This is a genomic window from Methylobacterium oryzisoli (assembly GCF_046557895.1).
In the GTDB taxonomy this organism is placed as follows: Bacteria; Pseudomonadota; Alphaproteobacteria; order Rhizobiales; family Beijerinckiaceae; genus Methylobacterium; species Methylobacterium oryzisoli.
Genome location: NZ_JBKIBX010000025.1, coordinates 17,640 through 32,753 on the forward strand (window position 1 = coordinate 17,640; position 15,114 = coordinate 32,753).

Consider the following 15,114-nt stretch of genomic DNA (forward strand, 5'->3'; position numbering starts at 1 on the left):
GAACCGTCGCACGGGCAGGGCTAACGGGCGCTTAATCCTGACGGAGCGCGGCCGACGTCGCGTCGCCGGCCCAGGATGCCAGGGCATCGCGCGGCGGACGCACCCGACTGAGCATCCGCACCGCATCCGGCAAGAAGAGAAAACCGCACTCTGACGTTGCGTCATGTGCGGTTTCCTTCGACAATGACTCTGTCCGGCGGTGGTTGCCGGATACCACAGAGGAGAGAGAGATGGTCACCATCTCTGTCACTCTGCGGTGGAGGAAATGGCGCCTGATCCTCGCCATGACCTTCTAACCCGCAGGGGCCGGGCGGGGGTCCAAACCTCGCCCGGTTCCCGGTGTCATAGCATTCGGAGCATGGATCGACAACGAGCGCGAGCGACAGGACAGACGAACCGCGTCGCGCCGACCCGATCTCCTTGCGGTCGTGCGTCGTCCCACTGCGTCAGCCGGCGGACCGATGACGAGGCGCGGGGATGCATCTCACTCGGCCGGAACGTGGCCCGATCCGTCCGGCGCCGCGGGCGCAGGGCGACGCCCGCGCCTGAGCGACCGCACGAGGCGGCTGGTGCCGTTCGCGAGGCGGTCCATGTAGATGTAGAGGACGGGCGTGATGTAGAGCGTGAGGAGCTGCGACACGAGCAGCCCGCCCACCACTGCGACGCCGAGGGGCTGGCGCAGCTCGGCGCTGGCGCCGTGCCCGATGGCGATCGGCAGCGTGCCCATCACGGCCGCCGCCGTGGTCATCATGATCGGCCGGAAGCGGAGCGCACAGGCCTCGCGGATCGCCGCGGCGGGCGTCCAGCCCTGCTCGCGCTGGAGCACCAGCGCCACGTCGATCATCATGATGGCGTTCTTCTTCACGATGCCGATCAGCATCAGCACGCCGATGATCGCGATGACCGAGAGATCCATCCCGAAGAGTTCGAGGGCGCCCAGCGCCCCGACCGCCGCCGCCGGTAGCCCGGTGAGGATGGTGAGCGGGTGGATGAAGCTCTCGTACAGGATGCCGAGCACGAGGTAGATCGTCAGCACCGCGGCGGCCAGCAGCAGGCCCTGGTTGGCGAGCGCGTCCTGGAAGACCTGCGCGGTGCCCGCGAAGGTGGCCGTGATGGTGTTGGGCACGCCCAGCGAGGCCTTGATCTGCGCGATGCGGTCGACCGCCTGCCCCAGCGCCACCCCGGGGGGCACGTCGAAGGAGATCGTCACCGCGGGCAGCAGCCCCGCTTGGTTGAGCGAGAGCGGGCCGGGCGTGCGGGTGATCGACGCGAAGGCCGAGAGGGGCACGAGCTTGCCGTTCGACGAGCGCAGGCGCACGTCGTCGAGCCGGTCGGCCGTCCATTGCAGACGCGGGTCGAACTCGGTGATCACCTGGTAGCTGTCGGTCTGCCCGTAGATGGTGGAGATCTGGCGCGTGCCGAAGCCGGTGTAGAGCGTCTGGCGGATCTGGTCGGACGAGATGCCGATGGCCTGCGCCTTGTCGGTGTCGACCGTGATCCGGGCCTGGAGCGCGGCGTTCTGGAGGTCGTTCGTCACCCCCGTGAAGGTGCCGCGGTCCTGCGCCATCGCGTCGGTGATCTTCACCACCCAGCGTTCGAGTTCGGCCCGGTCGAGGCCCTGCACCACGTACTGGTACTGGCTCTTCGACTGGCGCCCGCCGAGGCGCAGGTTCTGGACCGGCGTGATGAAGGCGGCGAGGCCGGGCAACTCGCCGAGCTGCTGGCGCAGTTCCGCGATGGTCTTCTGGAGCGGGGGGCGCTCGCTGCGGTCCTTCAGCTCCACGAAGAAGGCGCCCTGGTTGAGGGTGCCGGTGAAGCCGTTCGAGCCCGCCCGGTTGACCACGTGGGCGACCGCCGGGTGGCGGGCCAGCACCTGCTCGGCCTCCGCCTGGAGGGCGGTCATCGCGTCGAACGAGATGTCCTGGCGCGCCTCGGTGGCGATCTGCAGCTGCCCGATATCCTCGGAGGGGAAAAACCCCTTCGGGATCACCACGAACATGTAGGCGGTGAGCCCCACCGAGACGAGGAAGGACATGAACACCGTGATCTTGTGGCGCAGGCACCAGTCGAGGCCGCGCTCGTAGCCGGCCTGGAGGCGCGCGAAGCCGCGCTCGAACAGGTTCTTCTTCGCGCCGTGGCCGGCCGCCTCCGCGGGCAGCCGGGCGGCGAGCATCGGGGTCAGTGTCAGCGAGATCACCGCCGAGGCCACGATGGCGATCGAGACCACGATCGCGAACTCGTTGAAGATCCGCCCGACCACCCCGCCCATCAGCAGCACGGGGATGAACACCGCGATCAGCGAGATGGTGATCGACAGGATGGTGAAGCCGATCTCGCCCGCGCCCTTGAGCGCCGCCTCGAACGGCTTCATCCCCTCCTCGACGTGCCGGACGATGTTTTCCAGCATCACGATGGCGTCGTCGACCACGAGGCCGACCGCGAGCGTCAGGCCGAGCAGCGAGATGTTGTCGATCGAGAAGCCGAGCAGGTACATCGCCCCGAAGGTCGCGATGATCGAGATCGGCACCGCCACCGAGGGGATCAGCGTCGCGGCGAGCCGCCCCAGGAAGAGGTAGATCACCATCACCACGAGGCCGATGGTGAGGATGAGCGTGAACTGCACGTCGTCCACGGCCTCGCGGATCGAGACCGAGCGGTCGTTGACCACCGCGATCGTGCCGCTCGCCCCGAGCTGCTCCTGGAACTTCGGCAGCATGGCGCGCACGCGGTCCACCACCTCGACGGTGTTGGCGTCGGGCTGGCGCTGCACGGCCAGCACCAGGGCGCGCTTGCCGTCCTTCCATGAGGCGATGCGGGCGTTCTCGACCGAGTCGATCACGCGCGCGACCTCGCCCAGGCGCACCGGGCGGCCGTTGCGCACCGCCACGATGATGTCGCGGAACGCGTCCGCGTTCATCAGCTGGGTGTTGGTCTGGATGGTGAGGTTCTGCCCCCTCCCCTCCACCACGCCGACCGGCGTCGAGGTGTTGGCGTTCGAGATCGCCTGCTGCACCTCGTCGACGCCGATGCCGCGGGCCGCCAGCACGTTGGGGTCGAGCTGCACCCGCACGGCGAACTTTTGGCTGCCGTAGACCAGCACCTGCCCCACGCCCGTGATGGTCGAGAGCGAGGGCGAGATCACCGTCTGCGCGAAGGCGTCGAGGGTCGGCAGCGGGGTGGTGTCGCTCGACACCGCGAGCAGGATGACCGGCGCGTCGGCCGGGTTCAGCTTGCGGAAGCTCGGCGGGATGGTGAGTTCGATCGGCAGCCGCCGCAGGGTCCGGGTGATCGCCGCCTGGATGTCGGCCGCCGCCTGGTCGATGTTGCGCGACAGCTCGAACTCGATCGTGATCGAGGTGAAGCCCTGGTAATTGGTCGCCGAGATCGTGGCGATGGCCGGAACGGTCGAGAATTCCTTGATGAGCGGCGTCGCCACGGAGGCCGCCATCGATTCCGGCGAGGCGCCGGGGAGCTGGGCCGTGACCGAGATGGTCGGGAAGTCGACGGTCGGCAGCGCCGCCACCGGCAGCAGCCGGTAGGCGAAGAGACCCGACAGCGTGAGCGCCAGCGACAGCAGGATCGTGGCGACCGGGCGGCGGATGAAGGGGGCCGAAATATTCACCGTGGCGGCTCCGCTACTCGATCAGGGTGCGGCGCACCTGGGGCCCGGCGGCCTGGGCCTCCGGTGCGCTCGCCTGAGGGCGCTCGGTAACCGGCTGGCCGTGGCGCACCCGGACCTGCCCCTCCACCACCACGCGCTCGCCCGCCGCGACGCCGCGGGTGAGCGCGGTGCTGCCCGCACTCGCGGAGAGCACCTCGACGCTGCGGCGCTCCGCGATCCCGTCCGGCCGCACGACCCAGACGAAGCTGCCGTCCTGGCCGGGCTGCACCGCCACCTGCGGCACCGTCACGGTGTTCGGCCGGCGCCCGAGATCGACCTCGACGCGCACGTACTGGCCGGGCCACAGCCGCTCGTCCTCGTTGGGAAACAGCGCCCAGGCGGTGACGGTGCCGGACGCCTGGTCCACGCTCGAATCCACGAAGGAGAGCCGGCCCGTCGCCAGCACCGTGTCGGTGCCGCTGGCCGAGACCCGCACGGTCGTCGGCTCCTTGCGGGACAGCGCGGCGCGCAGGAGGTCGAGCTCCCGCTCCGGCAGCGAGAAGGTGGCGCGCAGCGGCTTCATCTGCGTGATGGTGACGAGGCCGGTGCCGGTGGATTCGTTGCCCTTCACGAGGTTGCCGGTGGTGACCCGCACGGTGCCGAGCCGGCCGGAGATCGGCGCCCGGATCGTCGTGTAGTCGAGCCGCACCCGATCGGCCTCCAGCGTCGCCTGGGAGGCCGCCACGTTGGCGCTCGCCACCTTCGACTCGGCGGTGGCGATGTCGAACTGCGCCTGCGAGGCGGCGCTGCGCGACAAGAGCTCCGTCACGCGGCGCACGTCGTTCTGGGTCCGGGTCTGGGTTGCTTGGTCGCGGGCGAGCGCGGCCTCGTTGCGGGCGATCTGGGCGCGCAACTCGCGGTCGTCGAGCCGGTAGAGCACGTCGCCCGCCTGCACAGGCTGGCCGTCGCGTGCCAGCTGCTCGGTGATCACCCCGTCGATGCGCGGGCGCACCACCACGGTGGCGATGGGCTCGATCCAGCCGACCGCCGTGCGGGTGATCGGCAGGTCGATGCTGCCCGCCGCGACGGTGCCGACCACCGGGCGCGACAGCACGGCGGGGGCCTTCGGCGGCGCGGGGGCAACGAGCGCGAGCGGCAGGTGCTCGGCGACCGGCGCGGGCAATGCCGCGCGGACCTCCGCCCAGGCGGCCTGCCGGTCGCCACCGTGGCGGTGGAGGAGGTAGCCGGCCCCGCCCGCGAGCACGGCCGCGAGGAGGAGAAGGAGGCGGATCATGCGACGGCTCCGAGCCGCGGGGCCGCGGGGCGCGCCATCGCGCCGGCCCGCAGACCGTTGAGGAAGAAGGCGGCCATCGCCGCGGGCGAAGGGGATCGGCGGCCGGTGCCGTGCGCGGCCATGCGGATGCCGCCGAGCATCATCATCACGGCGAGATCCACGTCGTCGACGTCGAAGCTTCCGACCGCGACGCCGTCGCGCAGCAGGTCGGCCAGCGCGCCGCGCAGGCCGTCGAAGCCCTCGCGCAGCACGCGGCGGCTGCGCTCGCCGCACTCGCTGCCGCGGTTCTCGATCGCGTGCAGCGCGGGCGAGAGGCGCCCGACCCGCTCCAGCACCAGCGCCACCGCCGTCTCCACCCGCGCGGCCGGGTCCCGGCGCGGCTCGCGCGTGGCGCCGATGGCCTCGCGCAGATCGGCGAGCGTCCAGGCCAGGCCCTCGATGAACAGGGCCTCCTTGGTCGGGAAGTAGCGGTACAGGGTGGGCTTGGCGACGCCCGCCGCGGCCGCGACCGCGTCCATGTGCACGTCGGCGTAGGGCAGCCCCGAGAACAGCCGCATCCCGGCCTCAAGGATGCGGCGGCGGCGCTTCGGATCGGGGGGACGGGCAGGGTCGCTCATTCGCACACGACTGAACTCGTGAGTTCAGTTGGCGGGATGGCGCCGACCAACGCAAGCGGTGCCAAATGCGGCAGGCTGCCGCATGCTTTGGTGCCGAGCTTGGCGCCTGGGGGTTGCACAACCTTGCCTGCAACCATCGTCTGCACGGGTCGCCCGATCCGTCATGTGGGAACCGGCGGAAGACTTGACGCATGAATGATGTAATTTCCGCCTGACCCGCCCGTGTAAAAGCACAGTGCGCCTCCCCTCTCCCGTGTGGGAGATGGGCCGGTGATCGAAGATCGCGCGTGAGGGTGCTACGGTTCTGAGTCGAGCACGGAGCGCCGTGCTGGCAGCGTGACGGTCTGAGCTTCGCGCGGAAGCGTCCCACCCTCACGCGGGACCTTCGATCCCCTACCCCTCTCCCACACGGGAGAGGGGATCCCGCACTTTACTGGCGCTGGAGCAGATCAATTGGTAATAGTATTACCCATTTTTCTTATATGATTGGAGAAATGTATAAACCGATGCAGAAAAATGACATTTTTTCTTGCTAACTATCGAAGAATAAGGCGCTTCGACTGAGATTAAGCCAAGCAAGGGCTGTCTATGGCATCCTGCCTGCAGCTCTCCCTACCCGCGCCCGGCCACCACCACGAGGCGGCGCACCTCGCCGCGCAGGAAGGCCTGGAGGAAGCGGTTGTAGTCGCGGAAGGAGACGCAGCCGTTCGACTGGCCGCTCGGGCCGAGCATGTAGGTGTGGGCGAGGAGCCCGGTCCGGCCGTGGATCGCGCCCGGGCCGCCCACCGGGTTGAGGCGGATGGCGCGCACCCCGTGAAAGAGGGCTTCTCGCTCGGTGAGGTCGTAGGTGCCCGGCGGCGTGGCGCCGTGCATCCGCACGTGCACGTGGCGGGGATCGTCCATCTTGGGGCCGAGGCCGGAGTGGGCTTCGAGCCGCTCGCCGCTCGGCAGCGTCACGGTGCGGGCCGTGATGTCGTAGACTGCGGTCCCCCCGGCGAGGAACGGCGAGGGGCTCAGCAGAGGGCGAGGCGATTCGGCCAGGGTGCCGTTGCCGGTCGAGGCGTAGGCCAGGGCCGTTTGCGGCGGCTCGGCCGGCTGACCGAAGAGTCTTTCGAAGAACGAGCGGGTGTCGGCCATCGCGGTGGCAGTCGCGGCGGCGCGGGAGCGGCGCGCGGTCTGGCGCGCGGCGAGGCGGGGCGTCTCGGGTCCACGCGCGATGCGGAACTCGGTCGGGCGCGGGACCGGCAGCGGCACCGGCTGGATGATCGGCCGGGCGTCGAGGACCAGCGGGGCCGGCGCCTCGGCGAGCGCCACGGGCGGCGCGGGCTCGCGGATCGGTGCGGGCTCCGCGGCGGCGACGCGCGGCGCCGGGGGCGCTTCGCGGCGCCACGTGAGCCGGGCCGGATCCATGGACGGGTTGGGATCGAACAGCCACGCGTGGCGGGTCGGTTCGACGGGCGGCGCGGCGGGGAGCGCCGCCGCGGGCGCCTCGGCCGTCGGCGGCGCGGGCGGGAGCAGGAGATCCTGGTAGGTCCAGCCGAGCCAGACGGCGCCCGAGAGGGCGAGCAGGCTGCGGATCAGGCCGCGGCGCGGCGCCGGCCAGCGCAGGCGGGAGACCGGACGGGCGGAGGAAGACGCAGGCTCGACCATGGGCACGCAACTCGGGTACGCGCTCCCCGCCTGGACGCGCCCGCGGCCGCACCGGCGCGCGCCAGCAGGGGCTGGCGCGGCACGGGGTCATGCCGCCGCGAAACGGTCCGATACTCCGGGAAGTGCCTATTTCGGCTGCGTCTTTTCTCGCAGGTCTTGGTTAAAACTCACTGAAGGTCGTGCAAGACCTGCGAGAGAACCCGAATTCAGCGCTGCGGATCCAGCAGCGGGGACCACGTCGGATCGGAGGCGTAGGAGGGCGTCGGCACCGGCTGCTCCACGCGGCCGGTGACGTCGACCATGTAGAGCTTGCCGCCGGCCTGTCCGCCCGGATCTCGGAAGAACATCACGTACTGGCCGTTCGGCGCCCAGGTCGGTCCCTCGTTGTGGAAGCCCTCCGTCAGCACCCGCTCGCCCGAGCCGTCGGGCTTCATGATGCAGATCGCGAAGGAGCCCTTCCGCTGACGCGTGAAGGCGATGTAGTCGCCCCGCGGCGACCATGCGGGCTGCGAGGCCGAGCCCTCGCCGAAGGAGAGGCGGCGCGGGTTTCCGCCATCCGCCCCCATCACGTAGATCTGCTGCTGCCCGCCGCGATCGGACTCGAACACGATCTCGCGTCCGTCCGGCGAGAAGGACGGCGAGGTGTCGATGGCGTTGGCGTTGGTGATGCGGGTCTGCGCCTTGGAGCCGAGATCCATGATGTAGATGCTGGCGTTGCCCCCCTCCTGGTCGCTCATGACGAGGCGGCGCCCGTCCGGCGAGAAGCGGGGGCTGGTGCTCATCTCGGCGTTGGTGGGGATCACCTGCCGGGCACCGGTCTCGAGGTTGATGACCTGGACCCGCGGCTGCTGGCCGGTGGTCTGCGCCATGTAGGTGATGTCCTGCGTGGCGGGCGAGTAGCGCGGGGCCACCACGGCGGCCTCGCCGCTCGTCAGGTAGCGCACGTTGGCGCCGTCCTGATCCATGATCGCGAGGCGCTTGCGCCGCCGCTCCTTGGAGCCGGACTCGTCCACGAAGGCGATGCGGGTGTCGAAGAAGCCGCCGATGCCGGTGATCTTGGTGTAGACCGCGTCCGAGATCAGGTGGCCCATGCGGCGGCCGTTGGCGGCGTCGCCCGCGTATTGCTGGCCGATCATCTGCTGGCCTGCCAGCACGTCCCAGAGCCGAAATTCCGTCTTCAGGCGCCCCGACCCGTCGCGGGTGACCCGGCCGGTGACGAGGCCCTGCACGCCCGCCTCCTTCCAGGCGGAAAAACGCGGCGCGGCGTCGAAGTTCGGGGTCTCGGGGAACTGCGCCCGGTCGAGGGGCACGAAGTAGCCGGACCGCCGCAGGTTGCTGGCGACGATGCCGGAGACGAGCGGCCCGAGGGAGGGATCGCCGGAAAAGTCCGCCACCGCGATCGGCATCGGCTGAAACGCGCCGCCGGGCCCGACCCGCAGGTTGAGCTGGGCCTCGGCCGGCCGCACGAGAACGACGAGGAGGCACAGGAGCGCGGCGAGCGCGTGCGGCCAGCGCACGAGGGGGCGTGAAGGCATGGTCATGTCCGTCAGGTGGTCGGTCACGCGGCGGGTTCGAGTGTCCTCAGACCCGCGGCAACTCGAACTCCGCGTTGATGATCCGCCAGTCGTTGTAGAAGGGCGCGAACTGGGCGGGGATGCGGTAGGGAGCGCAGCGGCGCACCGCGCGCACGGCGGCCTCCGCGATGGAGCGGTCGATGGACGAGCCGCCGGCGCGCAGGATGCGCGGGTCGGACCCGAGGGAGCCGTCCGGGTTCAGGCGGATGTCGAGCTGCGGCAGCACGATGCCCTGCTGCGCCCCGGGCGGGGCGGAGTAGCAGCGCTCGATCTGCTGCTGCAGCAGGCCGACCAGCGCGTCGCGCTGGCTCGGGTTGAGGCGTGCCGCCGTGCCGGTGGCGGTGCCGAGCGCCGCCGTGCGCTGGACCTCACGGCCGGTCGCCCCGGTCGACTGCGAGGGGCCGTGGGCGTTGAGCGCGTCGCGGATCGAGCCGGCGTTGAAGCGGTCGGCGAGTTCGGCCTGCCGCCGTGCCCGCGCGTCCGCAGCGGCCTTCGCCTCCGCCTTGGCCTTCGCATCGGCAGCCGCCTTGGCCTTCGCTTCCGCCTTGGCCTTCTCGGCGGCCGCCTTCGCCTCGGCCTGGGCCTTGGCTTCCGCGGCGGCCTTCGCCTCCGCAACCTTGGCTTCGGCCTCGGCCTTCGCCTCGGCTTCTTCCCGGGCCTTCTCCTCGCGGGCCTTGGCCTCGGCCCGCGCCTTGGCTTCGGCCTTCGCGCGCGCCTCCGCCTTGGCCTTCGCCTCGGCCTGAGCCTTGGCCTCCGCAGCCTTGGCTTCGGCCTCCTCGCGGGCGATCAGCTCGGCCAGTTCCTCGCGGCGGGCCGCCTCCGCCTTCTCGGCGGCGGCCTTGGCAGCGGCTTTGGCCGCAGCCGCCTTGGCGGCCTCCGCGGCCGCGGCCTTGGCCTCCGCAGCCTTGGCCTCCGCAGCCTTGGCCGCCTCGGCGGCGGCTTTCGCCGCCTCAGCCTTCGCCGCCTCGGCCTTTTCAGCCTTCTCGGCCTGCGCCTTCTCCTCGCGGGCCTTCTCCGCCTTGGCGCGCGCCTCGGCCTCGGCCTTCGCCTGGGACTCGTCGGGGCGCGGGGGCGGCGTCGGGGCGGGTTGTTCGAGCGCCGGGCGCAGGGGCGGCATCGGCGGGTCCTCGGCGCTCGCCACCCTCATCTCGGGCGGGCGCGTCGGCGGGGTCGGCACGTCGGCCTTGGCCTCGCCCGGATCGTTCTCGCGCGGCTTCTCGGCGACCTTGTCGGCCCGGGGCGTGCGGGCGGGCGCGTCGCCGTCCCGCTGGCCCTTGGTGATCTCGGAGAACTGGTTCTCGGTCAGCACCTCGACCGGCACGCCCTCCTCGGCCTGCGGCAGCTCCTGGGCCGCCGCCGCCATCAGGGCGGCGCCGAGCAGCGCCGCGTGCGCGACGCCGGAGATCCAGAACCCGGGCTCGGAGCGTTTGAGGGATCGCACGGCTGGTCCGTCCCGGTCAGCGCTGGTCGGGCTCGGTCACGAGGGCGACCCGCTTGAAGCCGCCGCCGGTCACGATCCCCATCACCTGCGCGACGCGGCCGTAATCGACGCGCTTGTCGCCGCGCACGAAGACGCGCTCCTCGAAGCCCTCGCGGGCCGTGGCGGTGAGGCGCGCCACGATGGCGTCGTCCGTCACCTCGTCCTCGCCGAGGAAGACCTGGCCCGTCTGGCGGATCGACAGCGTCACCGGCTTGGCGTCGGAGTTGAGGGGCGCGGCCCGGCTCTGCGGCAGGTCGAGGGGCACGCCCACGGTCATCATCGGGGCGGCCACCATGAAGATGATCAGGAGCACCAGCACGACGTCGATGAACGGCGTCATGTTGATCTCGTTGATGACGCCGCTGCGTCGTCCGCGCCGACGGCGTCCGCCGCCCTGTGCCGCTCCGGCCATGCCCATGATGCGTCGTCCCGGGAGGTGGTCGGGTCAGGCCGCGAGCGCGATGCGCTCGTCGATCTGGCGCGAGAGGATGGCGGAGAATTCGTCGGCGAAGCCTTCGAGTCGCCCCTGCGCCTTGGCGACCGAGGCCTGGAGCTTGTTGTAGGCGAGCACCGCGGGGATGGCGGCGAACAGCCCGATGGCGGTGGCGAACAGGGCCTCGGCGATGCCGGGCGCCACCACCGCGAGGCTGGTGTTCTTGGAGGCGGCGATCGACGTGAAGGCCGTCATGATGCCCCAGACGGTGCCGAACAGGCCGATATACGGGCCGGCCGAGCCGATGGAGGCGAGGAAGAGCAGGCGGGATTCGAGCCGCTCGACCTCGCGCTGGATCGTGACGTCCAGCACCTTGTCGATGCGCTGGCCGAGGCTGTGGATCGAGCGGCCGGAGCCCTCGAAGGAGCGCTTCCACTCGCGCATCGCCGCGACGAACACGGCGGCGAGCCCGGTGGGGGACTTGTCGTTGAAGGACCGGTAGAGCTCTTCGAGCGAGCGGCCGGACCAGAACGATTCCTCGAAGGCGTCCATCTCGGCCTTGGTGCGGCGGAAGAGCAGCGTCTTGTCGACGATGATCGCCCAGCACCAGACCGAGGCCCCGATCAGCCCGAGCATCACCACCTTGACGACGAAGTGGGCCTGCCAGAACAGGCCGAACATCGTGATCTCGTGGACGGGCATCGCCTGGACGGCATCGGCGGGGTTCATGCAGTCGTCCTCACCCTCGAGGCGGCGCGCGGCGGCCCCTGGTTTCCCTACAGACTGAGCGGTGTTGACCTTCGATCGCGCTCGAATCTGTCGAAAGTAAGGGCCGGCGCGCCCGACCGGGCGGCCCACCCGCATCGTTTAGGCCGTCGTCAGGGTTAAGGTTCGGTTGAGACCGCCCGGAAGACGGCGCTAGCCGCGCCCTTCGAGGAGCGCCCGCAGGTTGTCCGGGAGCCGCGCCGGGCGCCCGCCCGCGAGCGCCGCCACCCGCACGTCGGCGGTGAGCAGCACCTGCTCGTCCCGCAGGATGCGCTGCGCGATCACGATCGAGGCGCCGCGCACCTCGGCCGTGCGGGTCTCGATCGCCAGCACGTCGTCCATGCGCGCGGGGATCAGCCAGTCGATCGTCATGCGGCGCACGGCGAAGAAGAGCCCCTCCCCGCCCGCGTGCAGCACGGACTGGTCGACGCCCGCGGCGCGCAGGAGTTCGGTGCGCCCTCGCTCCAGGAAGCGCAGGTAGCTCGCGTGGTAGACGAGGCCGGAAAAATCCGTGTCCTCGTAGTAGACCCGGACCGGGAGGCGATGCGGGGCGCTCATGCGGCAGCGGCGGCCTCGCCGAGGTCCACCACCACGATCTCGGGCGGGATGCCGAAACGAATCGGTGCGACGCTGAGACCGAGGCCTGCCGACACGATGAGGTCGGTGTGCTCGCGGACGTGGCCGTAGGCGTAGCGGTTGCGGTAGCGCGAGGGCACCACGGGCGCGTAGCCGAACAGGCGCACCTGTCCGCCATGGGTGTGGCCCGACAGGGTGAGCGCCACGCGGGCCGGCACCTCGGGGAAGATGTCGGGCTCGTGGGCGAGCAGGATCACGGGCGCGTCCGCAGGGACCTTGGCGAGGGTGGCCGGGAGGTCGTCGAGGCCGACGCGCCGATCCGCGGCGCCGTGCGTCCGGCGCATCCAGCGGTGGCGGGGCAGCAGCGCGAGCTGGTCGGCGAGCCCGGCGATCCACACCGGCCCGCCGGCGACCGGCAGCGCCGCGGCGTCGTTCTCCAGCACCCGGATGCCGTGGCGGGCGAGCGCCGCCCCGGCCCGGGTCGGTCCGCCGGCCCGGCGCTGGGCGGCCTCGTCCTCCCACCAATCGTGGTTGCCGAGCACCGCGTAGACGCCGAGCGGCGCGGTGAGGCCGCCGAGCGGCGCGGCCCACTCCTCGTCCGGCAGGATGCGGGTGACGTAGCGCTGGCCGGCCACGTAGTCGCCGAGCAGCACGATCAGATCCGGCTTGAGGGCGTTGGTGGCGGCCACGATCCCGGCGATGCGCGCGGCGCTCATCCAGGGCTCGCAGGCGTGGATGTCCGCGAGCGCGGCGATGCGCAGCCTCACCCCCGCCGGCCAGGGCGCGCGGGGGCGGAGGGCGTAGCGCGTCACCACCGAGGAGAACGGCTCGATGCCGGTGGCGTAGGCGCCGGTGGCGAGGCCCGAGAGCGCGATGGCGCCCGCGCCGCGCACCACCTGCCGGCGGGTCGGCCAGCGCCGCCGCGCCGGCTTCTGCCTCTCACTCATCCTCACCGCCCGCGAACAGGCCGAACTGCAAAGCCGGGTCGAGATTCGGCTCCGGCAGCCCGAGATGCCGGAAGGCGTGGGCCGTGAGGACGCGCCCGCGCGGCGTGCGCTGCACGAAGCCCTTCTGGATCAGGTAGGGCTCGATGATCTCCTCGATGGCGTCGCGGGGCTCGGAGAGCGCCGCCGCGATGGTCTCGACGCCGACTGGCCCGCCGCCGAAGGAGTTCGCGATGAGGCCGAGATACTTGCGGTCCATCGTGTCGAGACCGGCCGGGTCGACGTCGAGGAGGCGCAGCGCCCGGTCAGCGATGGCGCGGGTCACGGTAGGGGCGTCCTCCACGATCGCGAAGTCGCGCACCCGCCGCAGCAGGCGGCCGGCGATGCGCGGCGTACCCCGGGCGCGCTTGGCGATCTCGTTGGCGCCGTCCGGCGACATGCCGATGCCGAGCACCCGCGCCCCGCGCGTCACGATGCTCTCCAGCTCGTCGATCTCGTAGAATTCGAGCCGGATCGGGATGCCGAAGCGGTCGCGCAGCGGCGTGGTGAGCAGGCCGGCCCGCGTGGTGGCGGCCACCAGCGTGAACTTCGGCAGCTCGATCTTCACCGAGCGGGCCGCCGGTCCCTCGCCGATGATCAGGTCGAGCTGGTAATCCTCCATCGCCGGGTAGAGGATTTCCTCCACCGCCGGGTTGAGGCGGTGGATCTCGTCGATGAACAGGACGTCGCGCTCCTCCAAGTTGGTGAGCTGCGCCGCGAGATCCCCCGCCTTCGCGATCACCGGGCCGGAGGTCGAGCGGAAGTTCACCCCGAGTTCGCGCGCCACGATCTGCGCCAGCGTGGTCTTGCCGAGGCCGGGCGGGCCGACGAACAGCACGTGGTCGAGGGCCTGTCCGGTCTTGCGCGCCGCCTCGATGAAGATCTGGAGGTTCGCCCGCGCGGCGCGCTGGCCGGTGAAGTCGGCGAGGCTGAGGGGACGGATCGAAGCGTCGATGTCGTCCTCCCGGCGCTCGGGACTCAGGAACGGTCTGGGTTTGCTCACGGGGCACTCGGGCGGATCGGTGCGGACTGCGCGCCCGCTACCACGGATGTAATGGTCCTGTCGCGGCGCACAACGCGACCGATCGCGCGAGCGCCGGGGGCGCAGTGTGCCGCGGAGTCCGGCGATTCGAGAGCACGAAACGGGCTGCGCCGCGGGGCATCCGGACTAGGCTGCGAACCGTCGCCGGAGATGCCCGATGCCGCCCCTGAACCGCACCATGACGCCCGGCGAATGGACCCTGCTCGTCGTCCTCTCCGTGCTGTGGGGCGGCTCGTTCTTCTTCACGGGCGTGGCCCTGCGGGCGCTGCCGCCGCTCACCCTGGTGGTGCTGCGGGTCGGGATCGCGGCGCTGATCCTCCACCTCGTGGTGCGGGCGGCCGGGCTGGCGATGCCGCGTGACGGCCGCGACTGGGCGGCGTTCCTGGGCATGGGCCTCCTCAACAACGTCCTGCCCTTCTGCCTGATCGTCTGGGGCCAGACCCGGATCCCGAGCGGGCTCGCGGCGATCCTGAACGCCACCACCCCGCTCTTCACCGTGGTGGTGGCGCACGTGCTGACGACGGACGAGCGGATGACGCGCAACCGCCTCGCGGGCGTGCTCCTCGGGTTCTGCGGCGTCGCCGTGATGGTGGGCCCCGCCGTCCTCGCGGGTGCCGGCACCGACGGCCTCGGGCAGGTCGCGATCCTGGCGGCGGCGCTGTCCTACGCCTGCGCGGGCGTCTACGGGCGCCGTTTCCGGGAGATGGGCGTGCCGCCGCTGGTCACGGCCTGCGGGCAGGTGACGGTGTCGAGCCTGCTCCTCCTGCCGCCCGCGCTTCTCATCGACCGGCCCTGGACGCTGCCGATGCCGGGCGTGCCGGTCTGGGGGGCGGTCCTCGGCCTCGCCGTACTCTCGACCGCGCTCGCCTACGTGCTGTTCTTCCGGCTGCTCGCGAGCGCGGGCGCGACGAACATCGTCCTCGTCACCTTCCTGATCCCGGTCTCGGCCGTCCTGCTCGGAACCCTGGTGCTGGGCGAGAGCCTGGATGTCCGCCACGCGCTCGGCATGGCGCTGATCGGGTGCGGCCTCGCCGCCATCGACGGGCGGCTCCCCACCGCTCTGCGCGCCCGCCTGCGCCCGGCCGCGCACCGGTCCTGA

12 protein-coding genes are annotated in these 15,114 nt (G+C 71.4%); 1 reads left to right on the forward strand and 11 read right to left on the reverse strand.

Features of this window, described 5'->3' with window-relative positions:
- Positions 1–484 precede the first annotated feature (484 nt).
- The 11 genes from ACKUB9_RS21370 to ruvB all read right to left on the reverse strand — a co-directional run bounded on the left by ACKUB9_RS21370 (position 485) and on the right by ruvB (position 13,976).
- Complete coding sequence (locus ACKUB9_RS21370) at positions 485–3,622, reverse strand: efflux RND transporter permease subunit (RefSeq protein WP_407528787.1); 3,138 nt, start codon at positions 3,620–3,622, stop codon at positions 485–487.
- A 13-nt stretch (positions 3,623–3,635) separates the two neighbouring features.
- The gene (locus ACKUB9_RS21375; protein WP_407528788.1) at positions 3,636–4,895 is read right to left on the reverse strand and encodes an efflux RND transporter periplasmic adaptor subunit; all 1,260 of its coding nucleotides are present in this window, start codon (positions 4,893–4,895) and stop codon (positions 3,636–3,638) included.
- Complete coding sequence (locus tag ACKUB9_RS21380; RefSeq protein ID WP_407528790.1) at positions 4,892–5,512, reverse strand: TetR/AcrR family transcriptional regulator; 621 nt, start codon at positions 5,510–5,512, stop codon at positions 4,892–4,894. The genes ACKUB9_RS21375 and ACKUB9_RS21380 overlap by 4 nt, the downstream gene beginning before the upstream one ends.
- A gap of 612 nt (positions 5,513–6,124) precedes the next feature.
- Positions 6,125–7,162 carry a DUF2778 domain-containing protein gene (locus tag ACKUB9_RS21385; RefSeq protein ID WP_410823649.1) on the reverse strand — a complete coding sequence of 346 codons (1,038 nt, stop codon included), beginning with the start codon at positions 7,160–7,162 and terminating at the stop codon, positions 6,125–6,127.
- Positions 7,163–7,368: 206 nt separating this feature from the next.
- Positions 7,369–8,697: a Tol-Pal system beta propeller repeat protein TolB gene (tolB, locus tag ACKUB9_RS21390; RefSeq protein WP_407528791.1), complete on the reverse strand. Its 1,329-nt coding sequence runs from the start codon at positions 8,695–8,697 to the stop codon at positions 7,369–7,371.
- A 46-nt stretch (positions 8,698–8,743) separates the two neighbouring features.
- On the reverse strand, positions 8,744–10,177 hold the full coding sequence (tolA, locus tag ACKUB9_RS21395) for a cell envelope integrity protein TolA (protein WP_407528792.1): 1,434 nt from the start codon (positions 10,175–10,177) through the stop codon (positions 8,744–8,746).
- Positions 10,178–10,193: 16 nt separating this feature from the next.
- Positions 10,194–10,634 (reverse strand): ExbD/TolR family protein, encoded by a 441-nt coding sequence (locus ACKUB9_RS21400; protein ID WP_238235600.1) that lies wholly within the window; start codon positions 10,632–10,634, stop codon positions 10,194–10,196.
- Positions 10,635–10,661: 27 nt separating this feature from the next.
- Positions 10,662–11,378 carry a protein TolQ gene (tolQ, locus tag ACKUB9_RS21405; RefSeq protein ID WP_238235599.1) on the reverse strand — a complete coding sequence of 239 codons (717 nt, stop codon included), beginning with the start codon at positions 11,376–11,378 and terminating at the stop codon, positions 10,662–10,664.
- Between the two features lie 189 nt (positions 11,379–11,567).
- A complete protein-coding gene (ybgC, locus tag ACKUB9_RS21410; RefSeq protein WP_407528794.1) occupies positions 11,568–11,972 on the reverse strand; it encodes a tol-pal system-associated acyl-CoA thioesterase in 405 nt (134 codons plus the stop codon).
- On the reverse strand, positions 11,969–12,937 hold the full coding sequence (locus tag ACKUB9_RS21415; protein WP_407528796.1) for a metallophosphoesterase: 969 nt from the start codon (positions 12,935–12,937) through the stop codon (positions 11,969–11,971). The genes ybgC and ACKUB9_RS21415 overlap by 4 nt, the downstream gene beginning before the upstream one ends.
- Positions 12,930–13,976: a Holliday junction branch migration DNA helicase RuvB gene (ruvB, locus tag ACKUB9_RS21420; RefSeq protein ID WP_407528798.1), complete on the reverse strand. Its 1,047-nt coding sequence runs from the start codon at positions 13,974–13,976 to the stop codon at positions 12,930–12,932. The genes ACKUB9_RS21415 and ruvB overlap by 8 nt, the downstream gene beginning before the upstream one ends.
- A 196-nt stretch (positions 13,977–14,172) precedes the next feature.
- On the opposite strand from ruvB, the gene ACKUB9_RS21425 reads away from it, so the two are divergent.
- The gene (locus tag ACKUB9_RS21425; RefSeq protein ID WP_407528801.1) at positions 14,173–15,114 is read left to right on the forward strand and encodes a DMT family transporter; all 942 of its coding nucleotides are present in this window, start codon (positions 14,173–14,175) and stop codon (positions 15,112–15,114) included.

Bases quoted from the DNA above. Each gene is read 5' to 3' on its own strand.
- tolB (WP_407528791.1), bottom strand. From the start codon at position 8,697: ATGCCTTCACGCCCCCTCGTGCGCTGGCCGCACGCGCTCGCCGCGCTC.
- tolQ (WP_238235599.1), bottom strand. From the start codon at position 11,378: ATGAACCCCGCCGATGCCGTCCAGGCGATGCCCGTCCACGAGATCACG.
- ACKUB9_RS21400 (WP_238235600.1), bottom strand. From the start codon at position 10,634: ATGGGCATGGCCGGAGCGGCACAGGGCGGCGGACGCCGTCGGCGCGGA.
- ACKUB9_RS21375 (WP_407528788.1), bottom strand. From the start codon at position 4,895: ATGATCCGCCTCCTTCTCCTCCTCGCGGCCGTGCTCGCGGGCGGGGCC.
- ACKUB9_RS21385 (WP_410823649.1), bottom strand. From the start codon at position 7,162: ATGGTCGAGCCTGCGTCTTCCTCCGCCCGTCCGGTCTCCCGCCTGCGC.
- ACKUB9_RS21380 (WP_407528790.1), bottom strand. From the start codon at position 5,512: ATGAGCGACCCTGCCCGTCCCCCCGATCCGAAGCGCCGCCGCCGCATC.
- ybgC (WP_407528794.1), bottom strand. From the start codon at position 11,972: ATGAGCGCCCCGCATCGCCTCCCGGTCCGGGTCTACTACGAGGACACG.
- ACKUB9_RS21425 (WP_407528801.1), top strand. From the start codon at position 14,173: ATGCCGCCCCTGAACCGCACCATGACGCCCGGCGAATGGACCCTGCTC.
- ACKUB9_RS21415 (WP_407528796.1), bottom strand. From the start codon at position 12,937: ATGAGTGAGAGGCAGAAGCCGGCGCGGCGGCGCTGGCCGACCCGCCGG.